Origin of the sequence: Psychromicrobium xiongbiense (genome assembly GCF_030271165.1) — a bacterium.
Classification (GTDB): domain Bacteria; phylum Actinomycetota; class Actinomycetes; order Actinomycetales; family Micrococcaceae; genus Renibacterium; species Renibacterium xiongbiense.
This window is the reverse complement of sequence record NZ_JASSZH010000021.1, coordinates 189,944-212,358: the sequence shown is the minus strand read 5'-3', so window position 1 is coordinate 212,358 and position 22,415 is coordinate 189,944. Positions and strand designations below refer to the sequence as shown.

Annotated in this window: 16 protein-coding genes; 5 read left to right on the top strand and 11 right to left on the bottom strand. The window is 64.8% G+C overall.

Annotation, left to right across the window (positions count from 1 at the left end):
* Positions 1-163 precede the first annotated feature (163 nt).
* The 11 genes from QQM37_RS08910 to QQM37_RS08860 form a co-directional block, all read right to left on the bottom strand.
* Positions 164-1,501: a GAF domain-containing protein gene (locus tag QQM37_RS08910; protein WP_285726641.1), complete on the bottom strand. Its 1,338-nt coding sequence runs from the start codon at positions 1,499-1,501 to the stop codon at positions 164-166.
* A gap of 88 nt (positions 1,502-1,589) precedes the next feature.
* A complete protein-coding gene (locus tag QQM37_RS08905; RefSeq protein WP_285726639.1) occupies positions 1,590-2,219 on the bottom strand; it encodes a Maf family protein in 630 nt (209 codons plus the stop codon).
* Positions 2,216-2,644 carry a YbjQ family protein gene (locus tag QQM37_RS08900; protein ID WP_285726637.1) on the bottom strand — a complete coding sequence of 143 codons (429 nt, stop codon included), beginning with the start codon at positions 2,642-2,644 and terminating at the stop codon, positions 2,216-2,218. Before QQM37_RS08900 ends, QQM37_RS08905 begins: the two co-directional genes overlap by 4 nt.
* A gap of 196 nt (positions 2,645-2,840) precedes the next feature.
* Positions 2,841-4,295, bottom strand: a complete 1,455-nt coding sequence (locus tag QQM37_RS08895; protein ID WP_285726635.1) for a dicarboxylate/amino acid:cation symporter — start codon at positions 4,293-4,295, stop codon at positions 2,841-2,843.
* Positions 4,296-4,403: 108 nt separating this feature from the next.
* Positions 4,404-6,098 carry a DUF885 domain-containing protein gene (locus tag QQM37_RS08890; protein WP_285726634.1) on the bottom strand — a complete coding sequence of 565 codons (1,695 nt, stop codon included), beginning with the start codon at positions 6,096-6,098 and terminating at the stop codon, positions 4,404-4,406.
* A 124-nt stretch (positions 6,099-6,222) separates the two neighbouring features.
* Positions 6,223-6,687, bottom strand: a complete 465-nt coding sequence (locus QQM37_RS08885; RefSeq protein WP_285726632.1) for a hypothetical protein — start codon at positions 6,685-6,687, stop codon at positions 6,223-6,225.
* 7 nt (positions 6,688-6,694) lie between these two features.
* Positions 6,695-7,924, bottom strand: coding sequence for an ABC transporter permease (locus tag QQM37_RS08880; RefSeq protein WP_285726630.1), 1,230 nt, complete (start codon positions 7,922-7,924; stop codon positions 6,695-6,697).
* Positions 7,921-8,700 carry an ABC transporter ATP-binding protein gene (locus QQM37_RS08875; protein ID WP_285726628.1) on the bottom strand — a complete coding sequence of 260 codons (780 nt, stop codon included), beginning with the start codon at positions 8,698-8,700 and terminating at the stop codon, positions 7,921-7,923. The genes QQM37_RS08880 and QQM37_RS08875 overlap by 4 nt, the downstream gene beginning before the upstream one ends.
* A complete protein-coding gene (locus QQM37_RS08870) occupies positions 8,675-10,177 on the bottom strand; it encodes an efflux RND transporter periplasmic adaptor subunit (protein WP_285726626.1) in 1,503 nt (500 codons plus the stop codon). Before QQM37_RS08870 ends, QQM37_RS08875 begins: the two co-directional genes overlap by 26 nt.
* 138 nt (positions 10,178-10,315) lie before the next feature.
* Positions 10,316-10,600, bottom strand: coding sequence for an acyl-CoA carboxylase subunit epsilon (locus QQM37_RS08865; RefSeq protein WP_285726624.1), 285 nt, complete (start codon positions 10,598-10,600; stop codon positions 10,316-10,318).
* Between the two features lie 53 nt (positions 10,601-10,653).
* Positions 10,654-12,237 carry an acyl-CoA carboxylase subunit beta gene (locus QQM37_RS08860; RefSeq protein ID WP_285726622.1) on the bottom strand — a complete coding sequence of 528 codons (1,584 nt, stop codon included), beginning with the start codon at positions 12,235-12,237 and terminating at the stop codon, positions 10,654-10,656.
* A 241-nt stretch (positions 12,238-12,478) separates the two neighbouring features.
* Between QQM37_RS08860 and QQM37_RS08855 the strand changes: the two genes are divergently transcribed.
* The 5 genes from QQM37_RS08855 to QQM37_RS08835 all read left to right on the top strand — a co-directional run bounded on the left by QQM37_RS08855 (position 12,479) and on the right by QQM37_RS08835 (position 22,410).
* Complete coding sequence (locus QQM37_RS08855; RefSeq protein WP_285726620.1) at positions 12,479-13,369, top strand: biotin--[acetyl-CoA-carboxylase] ligase; 891 nt, start codon at positions 12,479-12,481, stop codon at positions 13,367-13,369.
* Complete coding sequence (locus QQM37_RS08850; RefSeq protein WP_285726618.1) at positions 13,347-13,958, top strand: PH domain-containing protein; 612 nt, start codon at positions 13,347-13,349, stop codon at positions 13,956-13,958. Before QQM37_RS08855 ends, QQM37_RS08850 begins: the two co-directional genes overlap by 23 nt.
* A complete protein-coding gene (locus tag QQM37_RS08845; RefSeq protein WP_285726616.1) occupies positions 13,945-15,057 on the top strand; it encodes an adenylate/guanylate cyclase domain-containing protein in 1,113 nt (370 codons plus the stop codon). Before QQM37_RS08850 ends, QQM37_RS08845 begins: the two co-directional genes overlap by 14 nt.
* 230 nt (positions 15,058-15,287) lie before the next feature.
* The gene (locus QQM37_RS08840; protein WP_285726614.1) at positions 15,288-21,392 is read left to right on the top strand and encodes an Ig-like domain-containing protein; all 6,105 of its coding nucleotides are present in this window, start codon (positions 15,288-15,290) and stop codon (positions 21,390-21,392) included.
* A gap of 52 nt (positions 21,393-21,444) precedes the next feature.
* The gene (locus QQM37_RS08835) at positions 21,445-22,410 is read left to right on the top strand and encodes an AAA family ATPase (protein WP_285726612.1); all 966 of its coding nucleotides are present in this window, start codon (positions 21,445-21,447) and stop codon (positions 22,408-22,410) included.
* The last annotated feature ends 5 nt before the right edge of the window (positions 22,411-22,415 follow it).

Genomic DNA, 22,415 nt, shown 5'->3' with positions numbered 1-22,415 from the left:
AGACCGGGCGGTGCCGCTCCATGAATTTCCATGGGTGCTGCACTGTGCACCGAATCAGGGACTACTTTGTCCCTGACCCCACGCTAGGACCGCTGACGTTGCAGTGAGGTTGCATGCCCGTCCACGGGCCGTCCGGCGCTGCCGGCCTGATCAGGTGCTGAGTTCAGCTGCTGAGCTCTGCGTCGAGAAGCTCCAGGCGGGCGACAACGGAGGCCCGGCGCGGGGAGCGGGCGGGTAACAGGCCCAGCAGAAGGCGCCAGGCCGCAGTGTCCCGGGCGACTTCCGGAAGCTCCAGATACCTGGTGAGCACCTCGGCGCTGGCCTCATTGAGCATCGCCTCCCGCAATTGTGCGCTGAGCTGATTGCGCAACTCGATGAGAGCGGGGGACTGGGAATGCGGAACAGCCTGTCCGCGGTAGATGCCCAGCGCCAGGCGATGGGCGCCCCGGTCCAGGTAACTGCGCACCTGCTCGGCGTCCAGTACCAGGGCGCCGGGTAGGCGATAGGGCCTGGAGCCGGGAACCATGCCGCCGGCCGCCTCAAGAATCCTGCGCAGGCGCAGCATCTCAGCCCGTACGGTGGCCAGTGCGGCCTGCTCAGGATAGATCGCAGCCGCCAGCTCCGCCGCGCTGAGGCCCTGAGGATGCATGGCAAGAAGAGCCAGCAGTTCGGTGTGGCGCTCGCTGAGAATGTGTGAGGTTCCCTGAAGGTTGAGTATGCCCTGATCGCGACCCAGGATGTGCAGACTGTCCCGGTACAGCTGAGAACCCTGTGCGCGTGGAGCTTTACTCGCCGAGCCACGGCGCGATCGTGGCTTCGACTGAATCTGCTGACGCAGCCGCTGCAGGCTCAGATGCGTCTGTGCAGCTTCCACGGTGGCCTCCACGAGGGAGAGCGTGTGGTTCTGCACCGCCTGCACGTCACCGGTGAGGTCGACGACGCCGAGTACGGTCCCGGAATCTGGATCGGTGATCGGCACTGCGGTGCAGCTCCACGGATGTACCGCAGGGTTGAAATGTTCGGCCCCGGCGATCTGGATCGGCCGGTTCAGGGCCAGGGCCGTTCCGGGGGCACTCGTGCCCATGGCAGCCTCCGACCAGTCGGCTCCTTCGGCGAAGCCGATGGCTTCAGCACGATCGAGCATCGCTGACTCGCCATTGACCCAGAGCAGCCTTCCATGTTCATCCCCGATGACGACCAGCAGGCCACTCTCGACGCCCGGCCGCACCAGCAGCTGATTGATCACCGGGAGCATCAGAGCCAGCGGATGGGAGTTGCGGTACTCCTCGAGTTCCTCGGCGCTCCACATCGACACGGGCTCGGCACGGCCGGTTGGCCCCAGATGCTGCAGGGATCGTAACCAGGACTCCCTGACCATGGGGCGCAGCAGTCGCTCGCCGAGAGATCCGCCGCTGAGCTCTTCACGCGCTTTGAGCGCATGATGCTGGAGCTCCCTGCTGGTCAGATCCGCCGGGAGGGTAGGCCCGGTTCCGGGACACATTACGGCTCCTTTGCTGCGCGGAATAGCCCAGTCTAAGCCCGGATAGCCCAGTCTAAGCCCGGGCGACTGCCTCAGGCCCAGACATTGCTCAGGCCCAGAGCTCGGTGATCGCGAGGCCCCGCTGGTTCAACAGGCTGCGGAGTGTGGACAGGGACAGCCCGATCACGGTGTTCGGGTCGCCTTCCACGGAGGAGATGAAGGCCGCGCCGCGGCCGTCGAGGGTGAAGGACCCGGCCACCTCCAGGGGCTCGCCGGTGGCGATATATGCATCGATATCCGCCTCGGACAGAGGATCAAAATGCACCGTAGCGGAGGCGACTGTTCCACATCCCGGCCGGTCCTCACCCGGCGCCACGGTGTCACGGGCATCGACCAGCCAGTGGCCGGTGTGCAGGACGCCCGACCGGCCGCTCATCGCCTGCAACCGGGCACGCGCCCGCTCCGGGGTATGGGGTTTGCCGTGGATGGCACCATCGAACTCAAAAACGGAGTCACAGCCGAGCACTAGCGCACCGGCTGCCTCGGGCAGGGCCGCCACTGCCTCGGCCTTAGCCCGGGCGAGCAACAGAGCCGTCGCTGCGGCATCGGCCTCCGGATGGGCAGCAGCGAGAGCGTCCTCATCGACCGAGGACACCCTCACCGTGAACGACAGGCCTGCATGGCGCAGAAGCTGGGCCCGGGCTGGTGAGGCCGAGGCGAGGATGAGCGAGGGGCTCACCAGGCTTGCTGGACGTTGGCCGGCATCTGCGGGGTGGGCGTCTGCGGAGCCTGCGGGTTCTGCGAGAGGTACGCCGACTGGCCGGTGGCGCCCGGCTGGCCTTCGGGGATCGGGATGACGTAGGCGGCCGTGCCGTAGGCGCAGACCTCCGTCCAGGTCTGTCCCATTTCCGAGGTATCCATACGCATGGCGATGATCGCATTGGCGCCCTTCTGCTGCGCCTCCACCACCATACGGTTCATCACTTCGTGACGGCTTTCGTACAGGGCCTTGGTCATCTCGGGCAACTCACCGCCACCGATGGCGCGGAAGCTGGCCGTGAAGTTGGCACCGATGTTCCGGGCTCGGACAGTCAGGCCCATCACCTCGCCGAAGATGGCGTCGATCCGGTACCCCGGAATGTCATTGGTCGTGACGATGATCATGGTTACTCCTCAAAAGGCCTGAGCCTGAAAGGCCTGCGGTTCAAGGCCTGGGCACTGGATGGTTCCGTGGCAAGAGTATCCCAGCACCTTCCAGGACACCACCAGAACTCCTGTGATGAAGCGATGACAAAAAGCCCGCCCCATATGGTGCGTGGGGCGGGCTTTGACTGTGCTGGTGGTGACTGATTCCTGAGGCTCAGGCGTTGACAGGAACCTTGCGTGCAGCGTCGGTTTCAGTCTCATCGTCAGTCTCAGCCGAGCCAGAGGCAGGCGCGGCAGGCGCCTCTGCGGTATCGGCTGCCGTTTCTTCAGCGAACGGATCGCCATTGCGCGGAGCGTTGTACAGCGCAAGATCGAGGATTCCGGCGCGCTTGGACACCAGGGTGGGTACCAGGGCCTGCCCTGCCACGTTGACGGCTGTGCGGCCCATATCGATGATTGGGTCGATGGCCAGCAGCAGGCCGACACCCGCCAGCGGCAGGCCCAGCGTGGAGAGCGTCAGCGTGAGCATGACGACCGCGCCGGTGGTGCCTGCGGTGGCGGCGGAGCCCAGGACCGAGACCAGGACGATCAGCAGGTACTGGCCGAAGTCGAGGTGGATGCCGAAGAACTGGGCCACGAAGATCGCGGCGACGGCGGGGTAGATCGCGGCGCAGCCGTCCATTTTGGTGGTGGCGCCCAGCGGCACGGCAAAGGAGGCGTAGGCCCGCGGAACGCCCAGGTTCCGCTCCGTGACGCGCTGGGTCAGCGGCAGGGTGCCCACCGAGGAACGGGAGACGAAGCCCATCTGAACCGCCGGCCAGACGCCGGAGAAGTACTGCTTAATGCTCAGACCATGCGTGCGGACCAGGACCGGGTAGACCACGAAGAGCACAATGGCCAGGCCCACGTAGATGGCCAGGACGAACTTGGCCAGGGATCCCATGGTGTCCCAGCCGTAGCTCACCGCTGCGTTGCCGATCAGGCCGATGGTGCCAATCGGAGCGATACGGATGATCCACCAGAGAACCTTCTGGATCACGGCCAGTGCGGAGGAAGTGAAGGTGAGGAAGGGCTCAGCCTTGGCGCCAACCTTGAGTGCGGCGATGCCGATCGCAATGGCGATGACCAGGATCTGCAGGACATTGAAGCTGACCGAAGTGCTGACTGCGCCGCCGGTGCCAGGGGTCGAGCTGGCGCCCAGACCCAGGAAGTTGTGGGGGATCAGTCCGGTCAGGAAGGCCCACCAGTCACCGGTCTTTCCGGTGTAATCCGCAGGTGTCTTCTGGTCGGTTCCGGTGCCCGGCTGGAAGATCAGACCCAGTCCGATGCCGATCAGCACGGCGATGAAGGCCGTGATAGCGAACCAGAGCAGGGTGTTCCAGGCGAGCTTGGCCGCATTGGAGACCTGGCGCAGATTCGCGATGGAGCTCACCACCGCGGTGAAGATGAGCGGCACGACGGCGGCCTGCAGCAGATAAACGTAGCTGCTGCCGATGGTCGAGAGGGTGGTGCTCAGGCCGTTCGGGTTCTTGGCGGTGGCACCGAGGCTCTTGGCCAGCAGGCCCAGGGCCAGGCCGACCACCAAAGCGGCGATGATCTGGAACCCGAAGGATCGGGCCCAGGCGGGTACAGGGGATGCGGAGCGAGTCACGCCAGCAGAAGAAGTCACCCCAAAACTTTAGTTTCTCAGAGAAACCATATCTAGCTCAGGTTGCGGAGTGTGACTTTTCCTGCTGGCGTGACTCGCTCTGATCCTGTTGAGCGATGACGACCGGGCTCAGCCCAGCAGCGTCTCCTTTAGTACATCCAGCGGAAGGCCGCCGAGCTTCAATGCCTCGGTGTGGAAAGCCCGCAGATCGAAAGCCTCGCCATCGCGGGCTGCACGGGCATCCCGCAACTGCTCCCAGATGCGCTGGCCCACCTTGTAGGACGGTGCCTGGCCCGGCCAGCCCAGGTAACGGGTGAACTCGAAGTTCAGCTGGCCCTCCGAGATATCCAGATTCTTCTTCAGGAACTCGTAGCCCGAGTCCGAGGTCCACGTCCCGCTGCCCCAACGCTCCGGCATCTCGAGTTCCAGGTGGACGCCGATATCGAAGACCACGCGGGCCGCACGCATCCGCTGGCCGTTGAGCATGCCCATCTTGTCGCCGGGATCAGACAGATACCCCAGGTCATCCATCAGTCGCTCCGCGTAAAGCGCCCACCCCTCGCCGTGGCCGGAGACCCAGCAGAGGTTGCGGCGCCACATGTTCAGAGTGGCGGCCTGCGCGACGGCCGTGGCGACCTGCAGGTGATGCCCGGGGACACCTTCGTGATACACCGTGGATGTCTCGGCCCAGGTGGTGAAGGAGTCCTCACCTTCCGGTACCGACCACCACATCCGGCCTGGGCGGGAGAAGTCGTCGCTGGGACCGGTGTAATAGATGCCGCCTTCCTGGGTGGGGGCGATCATGCATTCGAGGGTGCGCATGGCGCCTTCGATGTCGAAATGCGAGCCGGCGAGGTTCTGCACGGCCTGGTCGGAGAGGCCCTGCATCCAGGTCTGCAGGGCCTCGGTTCCCTTCAACTGGCGGGCCGGGTCAGCATTGAGAATCTCTTTGGCTTCCTCGATGCTCGCGCCGGGGCGAATCTGCTCGGCCACGGCCTCCTGCTCGGCGATAATCCGGTCGAGTTCGGCGATGCCCCACTGATAGGTATCTTCCAGGTCCACGGCCGCACCGAGGAAGTCACGGGAGGCGAGGGTGTAGCGTGCCCGACCGACGGCATCTTTCTCTGGCGCCTTGGGCAGGAGGTGCTGGGTGAGGAAGATCGAGAGCCCGTGGTAGGCGAGCTTGGCGGCGTCTGCACCGCTGCGCAGCTCCGCCAGGGCATCCTCATCCAGGCCGGTGCCGCCATCGAACGCTGCACCCTGCTCCACGAGCGAGTCGAAGAAGCCGCCGTTCTCGGCGTATTTTGCGCTCTGCTCCGCGACGATGGCGACCTGGCGGCGTGCGGCGACCTTGCCGTCCTGTTCGGCAGCGGTCAGTGAACGGATGTATCCGGCCAGCGCGGTCGGCAGGTTGTGCAGTCGGCCAGCAATGTTAGCCCAGTCATCTGCGGTGGCCGTCGGCATCAGGTCGAAGATCGCGCGGATTCCCTGCGCGGGGGAGGCGATATTGTTCAGGTTCGCCTCATCCCAGCCGCTGTCGTAAGTCTCCACGAGCAGGCCCAGGCGCTCGCGCATGGCAGCCAGAGTAACTCGGTCGACGTCGTCCACCGGCTCAGCCTGGCCCAGCCGAGTCAGCGTGTCACGGTGCAGCTCGGCCAGGGCGGCATTGCCTGCGGGCGAGTAGTCGCGGTAGTCGCGTTCGAAGCCAGCGATACCCAGCTGGGTTGCAGCCTCGGGGTAGAGAGCGAACAGCGAGGTGCAGTAGTCCTCGGCAATCGCATCGATGGCGGAAGGGGTTCTGGTGGTTTGAGTGTTCTCAGTCACGCCCTCGAGCCTACGTGCTGATGACCTCGGAGCGCGAGACCACCCCCGATCCTCTGCCCTTCACCTCCCCAACCTCTCCCCGCTACTGCTAGCCAGTTGGGAGGCCAGAGGAAGGCGTAGGGGGCTAGGGCGTACCGCCACCTGCTCCAGCTCCGCCGCCTGCGCCACCAGCTCCACCCTGACCACCGCGCCCGCCCCGGCCTGGGCCGCGCGTCGAGGTCGAGGTGGAGTCGCTGCTCGGATCAGAGGTGCTGTTCGAGGTGGAGCGGTTGGTGCCCTGGAACTGGCTGAAACCACCCTGGCCGCCCCGGTTGCTGTTTGCGTCCACCGCTTTCTGGATGGCAGCGCCACCCAGGCTCCCGGCGAGCACCAGGCATACACAGATCAGGATCTTGGAGAACCTGCCCAGCCGGTAGCGCGGTGCCGGCACAAAGGGTTCGGCATCCTCCGGATCCTCGGCATCGTCAACGTCATCGGCTGGGTCCAGATCCGTCGAGTCCAGATCTTCCGGGGCCTCCAGACCCGCAGCGGGAATCGGTAGCGCCTCCGTCTCGGCGGGTTCAGATTCAGCATCAGAGTGGTGGTTCATGGGGTCCTCATTCATAGCGAAGTGCGTCAATCGGGCGGAGCTTGGCCGCCTTGTTCGCAGGATAGATACCAAAGATCAGGCCGATGCCGGCAGAGACGGCCACGCTGAGCCAGACCGTCCACCACTGGACCTGTGGTTGGACGCCCAGAATTGGGAAGGACGAGGCGATGAAGCCCAGAGCGATTCCCACCAGGCCACCGAGGATCGAGATGATCAGCGACTCGATGAGAAACTGGGTGACGATATTGCCGCGGGTGGCACCGATGGCCTTGCGGATGCCGATTTCCCGGGTGCGCTCGGTGACGGTGACCAGCATGATGTTCATGACGCCGATGCCACCCACCAGGAGACTGATCCCAGCCACCGCGCTCAGCAGTCCGGTGAGAGTCTGTGTGGTGGACGTCGCCGTCGTGAGTACCTGTGCCTGATTGCGCACCTGGTAGTCACGGTTGGCGCTGGTCACGTGATGCCGCGCATCGAGGATCTGCTGGATCTCATTCTGCGCCTGGGTCATCACCTCCGGGCTGGCGGCTTGCACCGAAATCGAGGACAGCGACTGGGTGTAGCCGGTGAACTTGTCCTTGGCTGTGGTCAGCGGAACCATGGCGACGTCATCGGGGTCGTTAAGTCCGCTGCTTCCCTTGGCCGCCAGCACACCGACCACGGTGAAATTCTGGCCATTGAGCGAAACCGACTGACCGACCAGGCTGGCCGGGTTGGTGGCCAGATCGATCGCGACACTGTTCCCCAGCACCACCACCGAGCTGTTGGCATCGCCGTCATTGAGCAGGCGCCCGGCGGCGGCCGTGAAGTCGGTGATGCCGAAGTAGGACGCGGTGGTGCCCAGGGTGCTGGCAACGGAATGTGAGGATGACCCCAGGCTCGCCGTGATCGACTGGGCCGAGACCACGGGAGCAGCCTGAGCGACATCCGGTGCGAGCACCGGGTCGAGGAGTGCCTGTTCGTCCTCGAGGGTCAGATTGGTGGAACTGGACCGGGTGCCGGTGGCACTGCCGCCGGTTGACCTGCCGCCGGTCGCGGTCGCCCGGTTGACCGTGAGCACGTTGGTGCCCAGCTTGCTGATCTGGTCCTTGATCGCATTCGAGCTTCCCGCCCCGACCGCCAGCAAGGTGATGACCGCACTGATACCGATCACGATGCCCAGGGTGGTCAGCGCTGAGCGCATCTTGTTGGCCACGATGCCGGAGAGGGCAAAGCGGATCGCCGCCCCGATCATCGTGCACTCCCTGAATCGGAGATGATCCGCCCGTCCTGCATACGCACCATGCGTTGGGCGCGGGCTGCCACTTCGGGCTCGTGCGTGATCATCACGATCGTCCGGCCGCGTGCGTGCAAACCCGCGAAAAGGTTCAGAATGTCCTCCGAAGCGTGGGTGTCCAGGGCGCCTGTCGGCTCATCGGCCAGCAGAAGCACCGGTTCGGTGACGAGTGCCCGTGCAATGGCGACGCGTTGTTGCTGACCACCGGAGAGCTGCGAGGGCAGATGCCCGGCCCGTGAGGAGAGCCCGACGGCGTCCAGTGCTGCCAGGGCGCGTTCGTGACGTTCCTTGCGGGGTACTCCGCGGTAGGCCAGCGGCAGCGCGACATTGTCCACCGCCTTGGTCCGGGGGATCAGGTTGAAGTTCTGAAAGACAAAGCCGATTTTCCGATTGCGAATCTGTGCCAGCTGGTGCTCGTCGAGCTCACCGGTGGCGATAGAATCCAGCAGATAGCTGCCGGAGGTGGGTGCGTCGAGGCATCCGATGATGTTCATCATGGTGGACTTGCCGGAGCCGGAAGCGCCGACGATGGCGACGAACTCGCCCCGGTTGATCCGCAGGTCCACACCGTCCAGCGCGCGCACCTCGGCTTCTCCCTGGCCGTAAATCTTGTGGACGGCATCGAGCGCAATGACGGTACGTACCGGTGCCGCCGCCCGCCGGGGGCGCAAGGAGCGGCTACGCACCGTTGAACTGTTGCCCAGCGCGCTACTTACCTGTGCTGCTGTTGCCACCGGCACCTCCCCGGTTCCCGGAGCCGGCACCGCCAGTGCCGCCAGCTCCACCGGTCCCGCCAGTGCCACCGAAGAGGCCGCCACGGGTGTTCTGAGTGCTGGTATCGGTACTGGTGGTCACGCTGGGCAGTACCACCTGGTCGCCCTCGGAGAGGCCGGTCAGCACTTCGGTGCGACCGTTGGCGGTGATGCCCGTGGTGATAGTGACGTTCTGCTGAGTGCCGTTGCGATCCACCGTGACGCTCTGCTTGGAGCCGGTAGCGGTGATGGCGAGTGTGGGGACTACTAAGGCATTGTCGGCGGAAGCGGTCTGGACGGAGACATTGACGCTCTGGCCCAGCTTCACGGTGGACGGCGGGTTGGCGATGCTGGCGGTGACGTTGTAGGTCACCACACCGTTGGTGGTGACCGCGGTGGCAGCGATGGCCGTCACGGTTCCGGTGACCGGTGCCGCGGTGGCGGCTGCCTTTAGTGCCGGGAAATCAAAGCTGGCGCTCTGCCCGGTCTTGATCGCGGAAACGTCCGATTCAGTGAAGGGAGCGACCACCTGCAGATGGCCGGTGTCGGACAGCGTGACCAGGCCGGGCGTGGTGCTGGCTGCCGAAGAGCTGCTGCTGGAACCGGAATTCGCGGTGGCATTCGTCCCGACCACCGCCGTGATCGCGGTGACTGTGCCGTCGGAGGGCGCCTTGGCGGTGCATTGAGCCAGATTGGCCTGTGCCGTCTGGAGCGCCACCTGGGCGCTCCCAACCGAGCCTGAGGTCGGGTTGGCCTGTGAATTCACGGCCGAATTGAGGCTCACCTGGGCGCCGTCCACCTGCTGCTGGTCCTTGAGCGACTGAGTCTGCTGCTGGTTCTGTGCCTGGGTGAGAGCCTGCTGATCCTTGGCCACCTGCCCCTGGGCGGCTGTCACGGCACCGGCAGCCTGGCTGCTGTTCGGCGAGGCCGATGCCGTGGCCTGTGCCTGAGCCAGCGCCGCCTGATCGGCGGTGAGCTGGTTCTGCGCATTGGCGATGGCGGCCGCAGCCTGTTGTGCATCCAGGCCCTGGGTCTGCTGTGCGTTTCTCAGCTGCGACTGAGCCTGTGCCACGGCGTTGGAGGCCTGCGCAGCCTGCTGGCCTGACTGCGAGGTGGCCGAATCCAGCTGCGCCTGCGCCGAGCTTACCGCGTTCTGCGCATTGGTCGGATCGATGTCGAACAGTTCCTGGCCGGCGGTGACCTGCTGGCCGATGGTGACCTTGATGGCGGTCACCGCCCCGGTGCAGTTCCCGCCGGTGACGCCGGTGGTGCTCATGGAGGAGACGCTGCCGGTGGCCGTGGCGATCTGCTGCAGCGATGCCCGGGAGACAGCCACGGTGCGGGAGCCGGTGGAGCTCGTGGGGTGGGCACTGGCGGTGGTGACGGCATAGAGCCCGCCCACGAGGGCCACCGCCACCAGCCCGAGCGCTGAGTTGACGACAATTGTTCGACGGTTCACGTCCGGAAGACTATGGTCAACCGCTGTGCAGGTGCTGTATCCCAGCCCGCGACAGGCTAGTTGTTACGCGGCCTGGAAAATCCAGCGCAGATGGCGAGCCAGATCGCGACGAAAGGCCACAGCAGAAGCGCGTGAAATCTACAGTCGAACGGATCGACGCCAGGCACCGGGACCCGGTGTCGGAGCGAGCTTCAGCCGGGCGCGGCGGGCCCACTCCCGGCCGGTCCCTGTCGATTGCTGTTCGGGTCCCTGCTCGGTCAGGGCAGCAAGCAGCACGACCGTCACGGCAGCCAGTTCCTCAGGGCTCGGATCCCCGCGGGCGACATCAAAAATCGGCGCCTCACCCTGCGAGTCGAGGGATGGGCCCACGCGACCGAGGGCCCCGGAACGAGCCTGCGAGTTCTGGGAGGTCGTGGGGATCATAGGGTGGGGCCCCTGACCGAGGGCCCCACGGCGAGCTTGCGAGTCGAGGGAGGTCATAGGGGAATGTTCCCGTGCTTCTTGGCCGGGAGGGCCGCGCGTTTGTCCCGCAGCGCCCGCAGACCGCGGATCAGCTGGAGTCGGGTTTCCGAGGGGGCGATGACGGCATCGACGTAGCCCAGCTGGGCCGCCTGATACGGGTTGAGCAGTTCCTCTTCGTACTGCTGGATCACCTCGGCCCGGCGGGCTTCGACGTCCGCGCCCTCGGCTGCCGCTGCGGCGAGTTCACGGCGGTACAGGATGTTGACGGCACCCTGGGCGCCCATCACGCCGATCTGGGCCGTGGGCCAGGCGAAGTTCAGATCGGCCCCGAGCTTCTTCGATCCCATGACGATGTAGGCACCGCCATAGGCCTTACGGGTGATGACGGTGAGCTTGGGCACGGTGGCCTCGGCGTAGGCATAAAGCAGCTTGGCGCCGCGGCGGATGATGCCCTGGAACTCCTGGTCCTTGCCGGGCAGGAAGCCGGGCACGTCCACCAGAGTGATGATGGGGATGTTGAAGGCGTCGCAGTGGCGGACAAAGCGGGCGGCCTTCTCTGACGCAGAGATGTCCAGAGTTCCGGCGAACTGCATGGGCTGGTTGGCCACGATGCCGACGCTGTGGCCTTCGACCCGACCGTAGCCGATGATCACATTGGGTGCGTAGAGTGCCTGCATCTCGAGGAAATGGCCGTCATCGACAATTCCTTCGATCAGGGTCCGCATGTCGTAGGGCTGGTTGGCTGAATCGGGGATCAGTGTGTCCAGCGCCAGATCGGCGTCGTCGATCTCCAACTCCTGGTCGTGCTCGGTGAGCGGAGCCTCGGAGAGGTTATTGGAGGGCAGAAAATCCAGGAGTTCGCGGACGAACTCCAGGGCGTCCGTCTCATCGGCTGCGAGATAGGTGGAGGTGCCGGTGGTGGCGTTGTGCTGCCGCGCCCCGCCGAGGGTCTCCATATCCACGTCCTCGCCGGTCACGGTCTTGATCACGTCGGGGCCGGTGATGAACATGTGGCTCGTCTTGTCCACCATGACCACGTAGTCGGTGAGCGCGGGGGAGTAGGCGGCGCCACCGGCGGAGGGGCCCATGATGACGGAGATCTGCGGCACGACTCCGGAGGCATGGACGTTGTTGCGGAAGATGTCGGCAAACATGGCCAGGGACGCGACGCCTTCCTGAATGCGCGCGCCGCCACCGTCCAGAATCCCGACCACCGGGCAGCCGTTCCGCAGGGCGAACTCCTGGACCTTGACGATCTTTTCACCGTTGACCTGGCTCAGGGAGCCGCCGTAGACCGAGAAGTCCTGGCTGTAGACGGCCACCAGGCGCCCATCGACAGTGCCGTAGCCGGAGACCAGACCGTCACCCAGCGGCTTCTTCTTCTCCATCCCGAACGCCGTGGAGCGGTGCACCGCGAGGGCATCGAATTCCACAAAGGAGTCCTCATCCAGCAGCAGGGCGATCCGCTCCCGGGCGGTGTTCTTGCCCCGGGCATGCTGTTTCTCGATGGCCTCCGGACCCGAGGGCTGGGCAGCCTGTGCGAGTCGATCGTGGAAGTCTGCGATCTTTCCCGCGGTGGTGGTCAGGTCGTGGCTCATACGTCAGGCTCCGGATCATCAAAGTTTCAGACAAGGTGTCGGCTGGAAACTGTCATTTTTAGCTGTTTCCTCTAAATCTCCTGCCAGTCTAACCAGCTCCGGGAGGGCTGCCAGTGTAGACACTCTACAAAAAGCGGCAGATCTCATGGTGTCGATCAGCCCCGGCTTCCGCAACCCGACACCGCGGCGACGATACCGGGCAGCCGTGAGCCGGAACCCGGCCTTCGCTAGGATTGGCGCTATGGAAACCCCCCGGGACGACGCCGATGCCGATGCTCGGCGAGCCCTTGACCTCGGGCGCTTACGGGGGGCACTGCTGGAACCAGCAGGACCGTTGCAACGCCTCGAGGGAGTGGTGGCAACGGGATCGACCAATGACGATCTGGCGGCACTAGGCCCCGGATGGCCTGCTCCGAACCTGCTCACTGCCGAGGAGCAACTCAGCGGCAAGGGCCGTCTGGGCCGTAGCTGGAGCGCGCCCCTCGGATCCTCGCTGGCTGCCAGCCTTTTCCTGCGCCCCTCAGGAATCCCGGATGCTGCTCTCGGCTGGCTCAGTCTGCTGAGCGCCGTCGCACTCTGCCGCGCCCTTGAGGAGTTCGATGTGGGTGCGCGGATCAAATGGCCCAACGACGTCGTGGTGCCACAGCAGGACGGTGCAGCCCTGAAGATTGCCGGTATCCTGCTACGGCTGGTATCGCCCGGGCCCACCGCCCAGGTCATCATCGGCACGGGCATCAACGTCTCCCAGTCGGCCGAGGAACTTCCAGTGCCCACCGCGACCTCGGTGCTGCTCGCCGGCGGGCGGGTGGATCGGGAATCGCTGCTCATCGCCTATGTTCGACGGGTCTGTGCCCTGGTGGCGGATTTCGAGGCCCGCTGCGGGAACATTCTGGCGCCGGGGCCGCTCGGGGAACCTGTGCTTCATGCAGTGGTCGCGTCCTTGCTCCACACCCTGGGCCAGCAGGTCCGTGCCGAACTTCCCGGCGGCCGCCTGATCTATGGCACCGCAAGCGGTCTTGATGCCCAGGGGGCACTGCTGTTGATCGACGCCCAGGGTGTAGAGCACACGGTCTCTGCGGCCGATGTCGTTCACCTGCGCAGAAGCCCCGGTGCGACGGGCAGTTATGCATAGGGCGTTGCTTCCGGGCGAACAGGTTCTGGTCCGGACCAGCCCGCAGGCACGTTCCCTGTTCTGGCCGGCCATCTGGACCATCGTGATCTTCACCGTGGCTGGCGCACTTCTCGCCTGGACGGTGCGGGGGCGCTGGGATCCGAGCTGGCAGCAGTACCGTGGGCCGCTGAGTCTCGCCATCCTGGTGCTGGCCGGCATCGTCCTGCTGGCGTACCCCGTCCGTCGTTACCTGCGCTGGCGCGGAACTCTCTACGTTCTCACCTCGCGGCGACTCCTGATCCGGAGGGGAATGCTCCGCCGTCAGGAGCATGATGTTCCCCTGGCCTCGCTCAGTAATGTCACAGTGCATCAGGGCGTGCTCGGGCGCCTGCTGCGTTCGGGAACGGTAACCTTGTATGCGGGTCTTGATTCCTCAGTGGTGCTCCCGGATGTGCCCGAGATCAAGACCTTCCGGCACTTGATTTTGACCGCCATGGAAGCCCTTCCGCATTCAGCCTGGTTGGATTCCGTGGCGGCTGCCTCCGGCGAGGCACAACCCGGGATACGAATGCTGAACTGGAAGGGGACCGGTGTCGATGACGGGCGATGAGCTGGAAATTGCCGCTCCGACGCTGGGCGAGCTCATCCCGGACGACGAGGCAGTATCCGCTTCCGTCCGCCAGGCAGTGCGGTCCCTGGAAAGTCAGCTTCTGGGCGGGGAGCGAACTCTGCACCGGCGCGAGGTTGCTGCTGGTGCGGGAGTGTCGTTGCTCTCCGCCCGCAAACTGTGGCGTGCCTTGGGCTTCCCCAACATCGGCGATGACGACCGCGCCTTCACCGAAGCGGATCAGGAGGCTCTGACCCGGATCATTGACCTGGTGCGCAACGGCAAGCTGACCGAGGAAGCCGCCATTTCGCTGACCCGCGCGGTCGGACAGATGACCGATCGGATTGTCGTCTGGCAGGTCGAGGCCATGGTGGAGGAATTGGTGGCCCAACGAGGTGTCAGCGATGCGCAGGCCCGTGAGGAGCTGGTCACAGCTCTACCCGAGCTGATCGATCCGCTCCAGGAGATGCTGGTCTATGCCTGGCGGCGGCAGATGGCTGCCGGCGTGCAGCGGATGGCCGTGCGTGCGGGATCCGGTCTGCTGGCCAGCGAGGCGGGTCGTGAAGGGGATGAAGATGACGCCCCGCTGCCCTTGGCCCGCGCCGTCGGCTTTGCTGACCTGGTCAGTTACACTTCGCTCTCCCGTCGGATGAATGAAAAGACCCTGGCGCAACTGGTGCAGCGGTTTGAGAACCGCTGCGCAGAGATCATCTCGGTGGGCGGCGGGCGGCTGATCAAAACGGTGGGGGACGAGGTTCTCTATACGGCGGAGACGCCGGTGGCGGGGGCTGAGATTTCGCTGGCCCTGGCGGAAGCCTTCACGGCGGATGAGATCCTGCCCCAGGCGCGGGTGTCCATGGTGTGGGGAAGGATTCTGTCCCGGCTGGGCGACATTTACGGACCGACGGTCAATCTGGCGGCACGGTTGACCGCGCTCGCCGATCCGGGAGCGGTGCTGGTCGATGAATTGACCGCCAGCGCACTTGCCGGAGATGTGCGGTACATCTTTGAACCGCAGCCGGAGCAGGAAATTCGTGGGTTTGGCCCGGTCCGCCCCGTGCAGTTGTTCCGAGGGCAGGGCCTGGGGCTCGTCGTCGACTGAACCGCCCGCGAGTTGCGTTCAGGGGACTTCCCTCTCAGGCTGCCATGGGGAGGAGTCCCCATTGCATCCCCGGTGGACGGAATGGCACACTGGACAAGGCTAAATCCATCGGGTGGGATTAGGGCTGTCCGGGGAAGATTCCTCGCCGCCATGACCTCATGGTCACCCTGCCGATACGCACGAACCACACATTGACTGCTCCTCAACCAGGAGCCCGGGGGCACCGAACTATGGCACTGACTGGCATTACGAGACGACTGAAGAGCAAATCTCGCTATCTTGCCGGCGGCGTGGTGACCCTTCTGGCGGGTGCGCTGGTGGCCGCAGCCGTCATCTACCCCGGTTTCAAGACGACGGACGTGAATCTCAACGACGGTTCTGTCTGGGTTACCAACCGCTCAAAGAGCCTGGTGGGCCACCTCAACGTGCAGTCCAGAATCCTTGACGGCGGATTCTCCGCAACGACCAGCGGCTTTGATGTGCTCCAGCAGGCGAGTCAGGTCTTCATGGACAACGATGCCGGCTCGGTGCTCTCCCCGGTGGACGTCCCCGCAATGGTCCTGCAGCCTGAGGCGAAACTGGGCGGAGGCAAGCAGGCGGAGCTGGGCACCAACATTCTGGCTCTCTCCGATGCGCGCCAGTCCAAGGTGTGGGTCCTCACGGCTAATACGGCAAGCTCCTTCGACGAGAAGAACAGCAAGGCCGCGCTCGAAGGGCTTGCCAACCCGGCGGTCGTGGTGGGCCTCGATGACACGGTGTACGTGGTCAGCGGGGTGACCGGTGAGCTGACCACGCTGACCACCGATGCCAATGGCGCAGTGTCCGCCAGGAAGACCGAGAAGCTCTCCGGCCTGAGCACCGAATCCAAGGTGCAGATCACCGTGGTGGGCAATAAACCAGTGGTGCTGGATGAAGGCAGCGGCAAGGTGTATCTGCCCGGCGGCAAGACCGTCCAGCTCGATGCGGCGAGCACCAAGGGTGCGCAACTGCAGCAGCACAGTGCGGACGGCGATCATGTGGCCATCGGCACCGGCAAAGGCCTGATCTGGCAGCCGCTGGACGGTTCGGGCCAGGAATACTTCGATCCGCATGCTTCCGGTACCCCGGCAGCCCCGATTCAGCAGCAGGGCTGCGTGCACATGGCCTGGTCCGGGGCCAATAAATATGTCCGCTACTGCAAGGGCCAGGACAACTCGGTGCAGGATGTACCGACGGCCTCAGCGGGTGCGGTGCTGGTGTTGCGGCAGAACCGCGACGCCGTGGTGCTCAATGACGTGAACAGCGGCATCGTCTGGCTGGTCAACCAGAACATGGTGATCGTCAATAACTGGCAGGATCTGCAGACCCAGACGAAGAATAGCCCCGATTCGCAGAAGGACTCGGCCGATCCGAACTTCGTGAACACTCTTCCGGACCGGACCAAGCCCAACCGCCCACCGAATGCGGTGCCCGATGACTTCGGCGTCCGCGCCGGCAGGACCACCCTGTTGCCTGTCCTGTTCAATGACTCGGACCCGGACGGCGATGTGCTCACCGTCCGGCCCCCGTCCAGCCAGCCCAAAATCGGCACGGTGGAGACCGTCTACGGCGGCACCGGGCTTCAGATCACCATCCCGGCCAACACCTCGATCACCAGTGACACCTTCACGTACACCGCCATGGACGGCCGTGGCGGTGAAGCCACCGCCACGGTCACCCTGCATGTCATCCCGGAAGGCCAGAACAGCCCGCCGGCTATGCTGCGTGACACCACTCTGGTGATCGAGCAGGGCCAGACGCTGACTCAGAATCTGCTCACCGACTGGCGCGACCCCGATGGCGACGATATCTTCCTCACCAATGCGGTCTCTGACGACAAATCAGCGCAGATCACCACCACGCCGGCCGGGGATCTGACCTACCGCGACCAGAGCACCACGCCTGGTATCAAGACCATGACCATCTCGGTCTCCGATGGCAGCGCCCCGGTCCAGAAGCAGATCAAGATCAACGTGAAGGCACCGGCGAGTTCACCGCCCATAGCCAATGCCGACTTCGTGCGAGCCGTGGTGGGCCAGCCGGTGACGGTTGCGCCGCTGAAAAACGATATCGACCCCTCTGGGAAGGGTCTGCGTCTGGCCAGCGTGGAGCAGAACCCCGCCATCGACCGCTCCGATATCGCGGAGGACAACACCTTCACCGTGACCCCGAAGAACCCCGGTCCGGTGTACCTGACCTATCAGGTGAGTAACGGCCCGCAGAGTGCCATGGGCCTGATCCGGGTCGATGTGGTGGAACCGGACACCAAGAGCCCGCCGATCGCGGTCAAGGACCTGGCCTTGCTGCCCAGCGGCGGCAGCGTGCTGGTGGACGTTCTGGGGAACGATACCGACCCGGCGGGCGGCGTCCTGGTGGTCCGTTCGGCCACTGCGCCCTCAGGTGCCCCGATCTCGGTCTCCGTGCTGGATCACGGCGTCGTGAAGCTGACCGACACCCAGGGGCTTCGGGGCGCCATCGACGTCACCTACACCGTGGCGAATGCGTTCGGCACTTCCACGGGTCACATTTCGGTGATTCCGCTGCTGCCCTCATCCACCCTGCTGCCGCCGATCGTCAATCCGGACGAGGCCACGGTGCGCGCCAACGATGTGGTGGACATCCCGGTCCTGGCCAATGACATCGATCCCAATGGACAGCCGCTCAAATCGCCGGCAGTGGTGCCGAACCCGGGACTTCCGGCCGATGCGGGGACCTTGTTCGCGGATCAGGATCAGTTGCGTTTCCTGGCGGGCAATGTTCCCGGAACGTACACGGGTATCTACTCGGTGACCAATGCGGCCGGGCAGAAGGCCTCGGCCAACATCACGATTCACGTGCTGCCTGCGGATCCTGCCCATAACCAGGCGCCGACACCCAAGGCCCTGGTGGGTCATGTGATCGCCGGTTCCAGCACCAATATCCAGGTGCCGCTGAGCGGGATCGACCCGGACGGTGACTCGGTGCAGCTGGTCGGCATCGACAAGGCGCCAACTCTCGGCACAGCACTGATCTCCAGTAACTTCATCCAGTACACGGCGGCCTCCAGCTCTTCGGGTACTGATACCTTCACCTACCGGGTGCGGGATCGCTTCGGCGCTGAAGGAACGGCCAGCGTCCGGGTGGGTGTGGCAGGCCTGCAACTGGTTAACCACCCTCCGGTAGGCAACGACGATGTCGTGTCGATGCGGCCCGGCCGCAAGGTGGCGCTGGATGTGCTGCTCAATGACTCCGACCCCGACGGCGACAGCCTGCATGTGGTCAAGGATGGTTTCAACGGCCCCTCCGAGATGGCTCCCGAGGTCGATGCCCAGGGCCGCGTGGTGCTCACCTCACCCACCAAGCCGGGTGTCTACACCATGGGATACACCTTGAGCGATGGCAAAGCCACGGCTCAGGCGAACATCCGGATGACGGTCACTGCCGATGCTCCGCTCAAGGCACCTATCGCCCGTGACGACCATGTCACGGAACAGGAAACCCTGGGTAAGACCGCAGTGGATGTTCCGATTCTCAAAAACGATGAGGATCCTGACGGCACCACGGACGATCTGAAGATCGCCATCCGCGACGGGCACCCAACCGCCAGCATCACCGGCGACCGCACGATGCACGTCACCCTGACCGACGCACCGCAGATGATCCCCTACACGGTGACGGATGTGGACGGCCTGCAGGGCACCGCCATCGTCTGGGTGCCGGGCCTGACGCAGATGCACCCTGTGCTGCAGAAGACGGATCCGCTGCAGGTCGTGGCCGGCCAGAGCGTCACCCTGGACCTCAACGAGTACGTCAAGGTGCGCTCCGGGCGTTCTCCCCGGTTGACCCAGGCAGACCGGATTTCGCTGATCGGTGCGCCGTCGGACAACTCCGCCAGCGGCAACGGAACCAGCATTGTCTACAATGCCAACCCGGACTTCTTCGGCAAGGGCTCCATCACCTTCGAGGTCACTGATGGCACCAGCCCGACCGACCCGGAGGGCCTGAAATCCACGCTGACCGTCATGGTTGACGTCAAACCGGACCCCTCGCGGAACCGCTCGCCGCAGATGGCCGGATCCAGCCTCCAGGTGCCCAAGGGCAAGGAAGCGACGCTGGATCTCTCCACCCTGGCTCAGGACCCGGAGAACGATCCGCTCAAATTCTCGCTCGATGGCGATATGCCCAAAGACTTCGACGTGAGCCTGGACGGATCGACGCTCAAGGTCAAGGTCAAGGGCGACGTCCAGGCCGGTGCCAATGGCTCGGTGGGGGTCAAGGTCAACGATGGCCACAACCCGGACGTCAAGGCCGCCATCACGGTGGTGGCAGAGGCCACCGATAAGCCGCTGCCCGTGGCGAATGATGATGTGGTGCCCGACGCCCTGGCAGGGCGCACTGTGACCGTTGATGTGCTCTCCAATGATGTGAACCCGTTCCCGGAGACGCCGCTCAAGCTGGTCGACGTCACGGTGGAGGCGGGTGGTTCCGCGATCACGGCCGCCATCAATGGTGATCGTGTGGACGTGAAGTCGGATGAAAACTTCAAGGGTGCCGCCGTGGTTCGTTACACCGTCCAGGATGCGACGGGGGATGTAACCCGCCGGGCAACCGCGCGGATCCAGATGAACATCAAGGGAAAGCCCGATGCGCCGAACACCCCACGGGTGGTCGAAGTGAAGGATCATTCGGTGCTGCTGAACTGGGCACCCTCCTCGGACAACGGCTCACCGATCACCGGGTACAAGGTCAGTTACGCCGGTGGCAGCCAACAGTGCCCCGCGAACACCTGCCAGATCACCGGTCTGACCAACGGAACCGCCTACACCTTTACCGTGGTGGCCACCAATGCCGTCGGTGATTCTCCGGCATCGCCCGCCTCTGCTCCGGCCACGCCTAACCGGGCCCCGGATGCGCCCCCGGCGCCGGGAGCGAAGTTCGGTGACCAGCAGATCACGGTCACCTGGAGCACCCCGAGCGGTGACTACACCCCGGTGACCAAGTTCGATGTCGAGATCTCTCCGGCCCCGGCGGGTCAGAACCCGCAGCGCAGCGGCGTGAGCGGGAACAGCCTGGTCTGGACCGGACTGAGCAATGGCACGGCGTACACCTTCCGGGTGCGCGCGCTGAACACCGCGCCAGATCCGTCCGCCTGGAGCCCCTACTCGGTGGCGGAGACGCCTGCGGGTGTTCCGGCCCAGCCGACGGCGCCCACCGCCAATAACACCAGTGCGGTGGCCGGTAAGAACACCGTGGCGGTGAACTGGACCGCGCCCAATGGCAACGGCGATAACCAGCTCAAGTACACGCTGTACGTTCTGCAGGGTGGTAGCTCTGTGCAAACCATCGGTCCGCTCACCGCGACCAATGCCACGGTGGAACTGCCGAACTCGACGACGCCGTATCAGTTTGCGGTGAAGGCGACCAACAAGGCGGGCGATTCGCCGACCAGCGCACCGTCCGCGCCGATGCGTTCGGTCAGCAAGCCCGGGCAGATGGCTCCACCCAACATCGCGCCAGCGAATATCGGTGGTGCTGGGCGCCAGATCGCGGTGACCTGGCAGCCGCTGAGCGGTACGGCTCTGAACGGCTCCAGTCCCAACGAAATGAGCTACTGGGTCAGTGTCAACGGTGGAAACCCGGTCCAGGTGACCACGAGCCCGGCCAACGTCTCCGCAGTCAACGGTCAGGCCACCACGGCGACGATCTACGCCAAGTCGTCGGCCTATGGCTCCGCAGGTGATGCCTCCGGCCCCTCCAACCAGGTGACTCCGTACGGTCAGCCTGGAACTCCTGCGGTCAGCGGCAGCCAGGGCGGTGCGGGAGATCCTTGCGCCTACTTCAGCTGGACTGCACCCGGAAACGCAGACATTGCGAAGACGGAATTCAGCAGTAATGGTGGAGCCAGCTGGCAGTCGACCGGGGCCACCAGCAACACCAAGGTGTGTGGAACCTACAACCAGTCGCACACCGTCCTGGTGCGCAATACCAATTCGATCGGAACGCAAACGGCTCCGCCTGCTTCGGCAACAGCGAACGGTGGTGGACCGCCCCCGCCCCAGTACACGACCATCAACAACCCCGGCCCCAAGTGGAATGGCAATACCTGCAGCGAGCCCGATGGCGGTGGTGCTTGGAACGCCTCCAACACCACTTGCCAGGGAGTGTCGGGCGGAGCCAATCCACCGTGGCCCTGGTTCCCCGCCGGCGGAACTGCCCATGCCGACAAGTGCGGCAGCCCATGGGGTACCAGCGGCTGGTATCACATTCCGGACGGTACCCTTGCCGGACGGTGGGTGACGTCCCGAGACGTGTCATCTAATGGGCCGCTCTATTGCTGATCCAGGCACACTCTCAACCTCATACCCCTACACAGAAGCGAGAACACACGTCATGACCATGTCCGTCGAACAAGCCGGTTGGTTTGCTGCCACCTTTGAGAAATTGGTGGGCAACGTGGGCCAGGCCGTCCTGGGCAAGACCCAGGTGGTCCGCCTGACCTTCACGGCGCTGTTGGCCGAGGGGCATGTGTTGTTTGAGGACGCGCCGGGGACCGGTAAGACCATGCTGGCCAGGGCACTCTCCGCCACGGTGCAGGGCACCAACTCCCGTATCCAGTTCACACCGGACCTGCTGCCCTCTGACGTGACCGGTGTGACGATCTACGATCAGCGCAGCCAGAAGTTCGAGTTCCACAAGGGGCCGATCTTCGCCACGATCGTGCTGGCAGATGAGATCAACCGCGCCTCGCCGAAGACCCAGTCAGCGCTGCTGGAGGTCATGGAAGAATCCCGGGTCACCGTGGATGGCGTGACCTATGAAGCGGGCAAGCCGTTCATGGTGCTGGCCACCCAGAACCCGATCGAGCAAGCGGGCACCTACCGCCTGCCCGAGGCACAATTGGACCGCTTCCTGATCAAAACCTCCATCGGTTACCCGGACCACGCCTCCACGGTTCAGCTGCTGGCAGGCGCCACCCAGCGTGACCGGACCTCCACCCTGCAGCCGATCATCACCACCTCGGCAGTGGCGGATATGACCGATCTTGCCGCCACCAACCACGTGGACAATGCGGTACTGGATTACATCTCCCGGCTCTGCGAGGAGACGCGCAACGCGGCGGAGACCCGCCTGGGTGTCAGCGTCCGTGGTGCCCTCGCCATGGTGCGTGCCGCCAAGGTCTGGGCTGCAGCACAGGGCCGCAACTACGTTCTGCCGGACGATGTGAAAGAGCTCGCTCCCGTCGTCTGGACCCATCGACTGGTGATGGATCCTGAAGCCGAGTTTGCCGGTGCCACCCCCGAGGTGGTGCTGCGACGGGTGCTCGCCGACGTCGCTGCCCCGCAGCAACGCAGCTAGGCCTG

What these genes read in the sequence shown, in the direction of transcription:
- QQM37_RS08885 (WP_285726632.1), bottom strand. Translation starts at nt 6,687, where the DNA reads ATGAACCACCACTCTGATGCTGAATCTGAACCCGCCGAGACGGAGGCG.
- QQM37_RS08900 (WP_285726637.1), bottom strand. Translation starts at nt 2,644, where the DNA reads ATGATCATCGTCACGACCAATGACATTCCGGGGTACCGGATCGACGCC.
- QQM37_RS08880 (WP_285726630.1), bottom strand. Translation starts at nt 7,924, where the DNA reads ATGATCGGGGCGGCGATCCGCTTTGCCCTCTCCGGCATCGTGGCCAAC.
- QQM37_RS08835 (WP_285726612.1), top strand. Translation starts at nt 21,445, where the DNA reads ATGACCATGTCCGTCGAACAAGCCGGTTGGTTTGCTGCCACCTTTGAG.
- QQM37_RS08865 (WP_285726624.1), bottom strand. Translation starts at nt 10,600, where the DNA reads ATGATCCCCACGACCTCCCAGAACTCGCAGGCTCGTTCCGGGGCCCTC.
- QQM37_RS08910 (WP_285726641.1), bottom strand. Translation starts at nt 1,501, where the DNA reads ATGTGTCCCGGAACCGGGCCTACCCTCCCGGCGGATCTGACCAGCAGG.
- QQM37_RS08840 (WP_285726614.1), top strand. Translation starts at nt 15,288, where the DNA reads ATGGCACTGACTGGCATTACGAGACGACTGAAGAGCAAATCTCGCTAT.
- QQM37_RS08860 (WP_285726622.1), bottom strand. Translation starts at nt 12,237, where the DNA reads ATGAGCCACGACCTGACCACCACCGCGGGAAAGATCGCAGACTTCCAC.
- QQM37_RS08855 (WP_285726620.1), top strand. Translation starts at nt 12,479, where the DNA reads ATGGAAACCCCCCGGGACGACGCCGATGCCGATGCTCGGCGAGCCCTT.
- QQM37_RS08845 (WP_285726616.1), top strand. Translation starts at nt 13,945, where the DNA reads ATGACGGGCGATGAGCTGGAAATTGCCGCTCCGACGCTGGGCGAGCTC.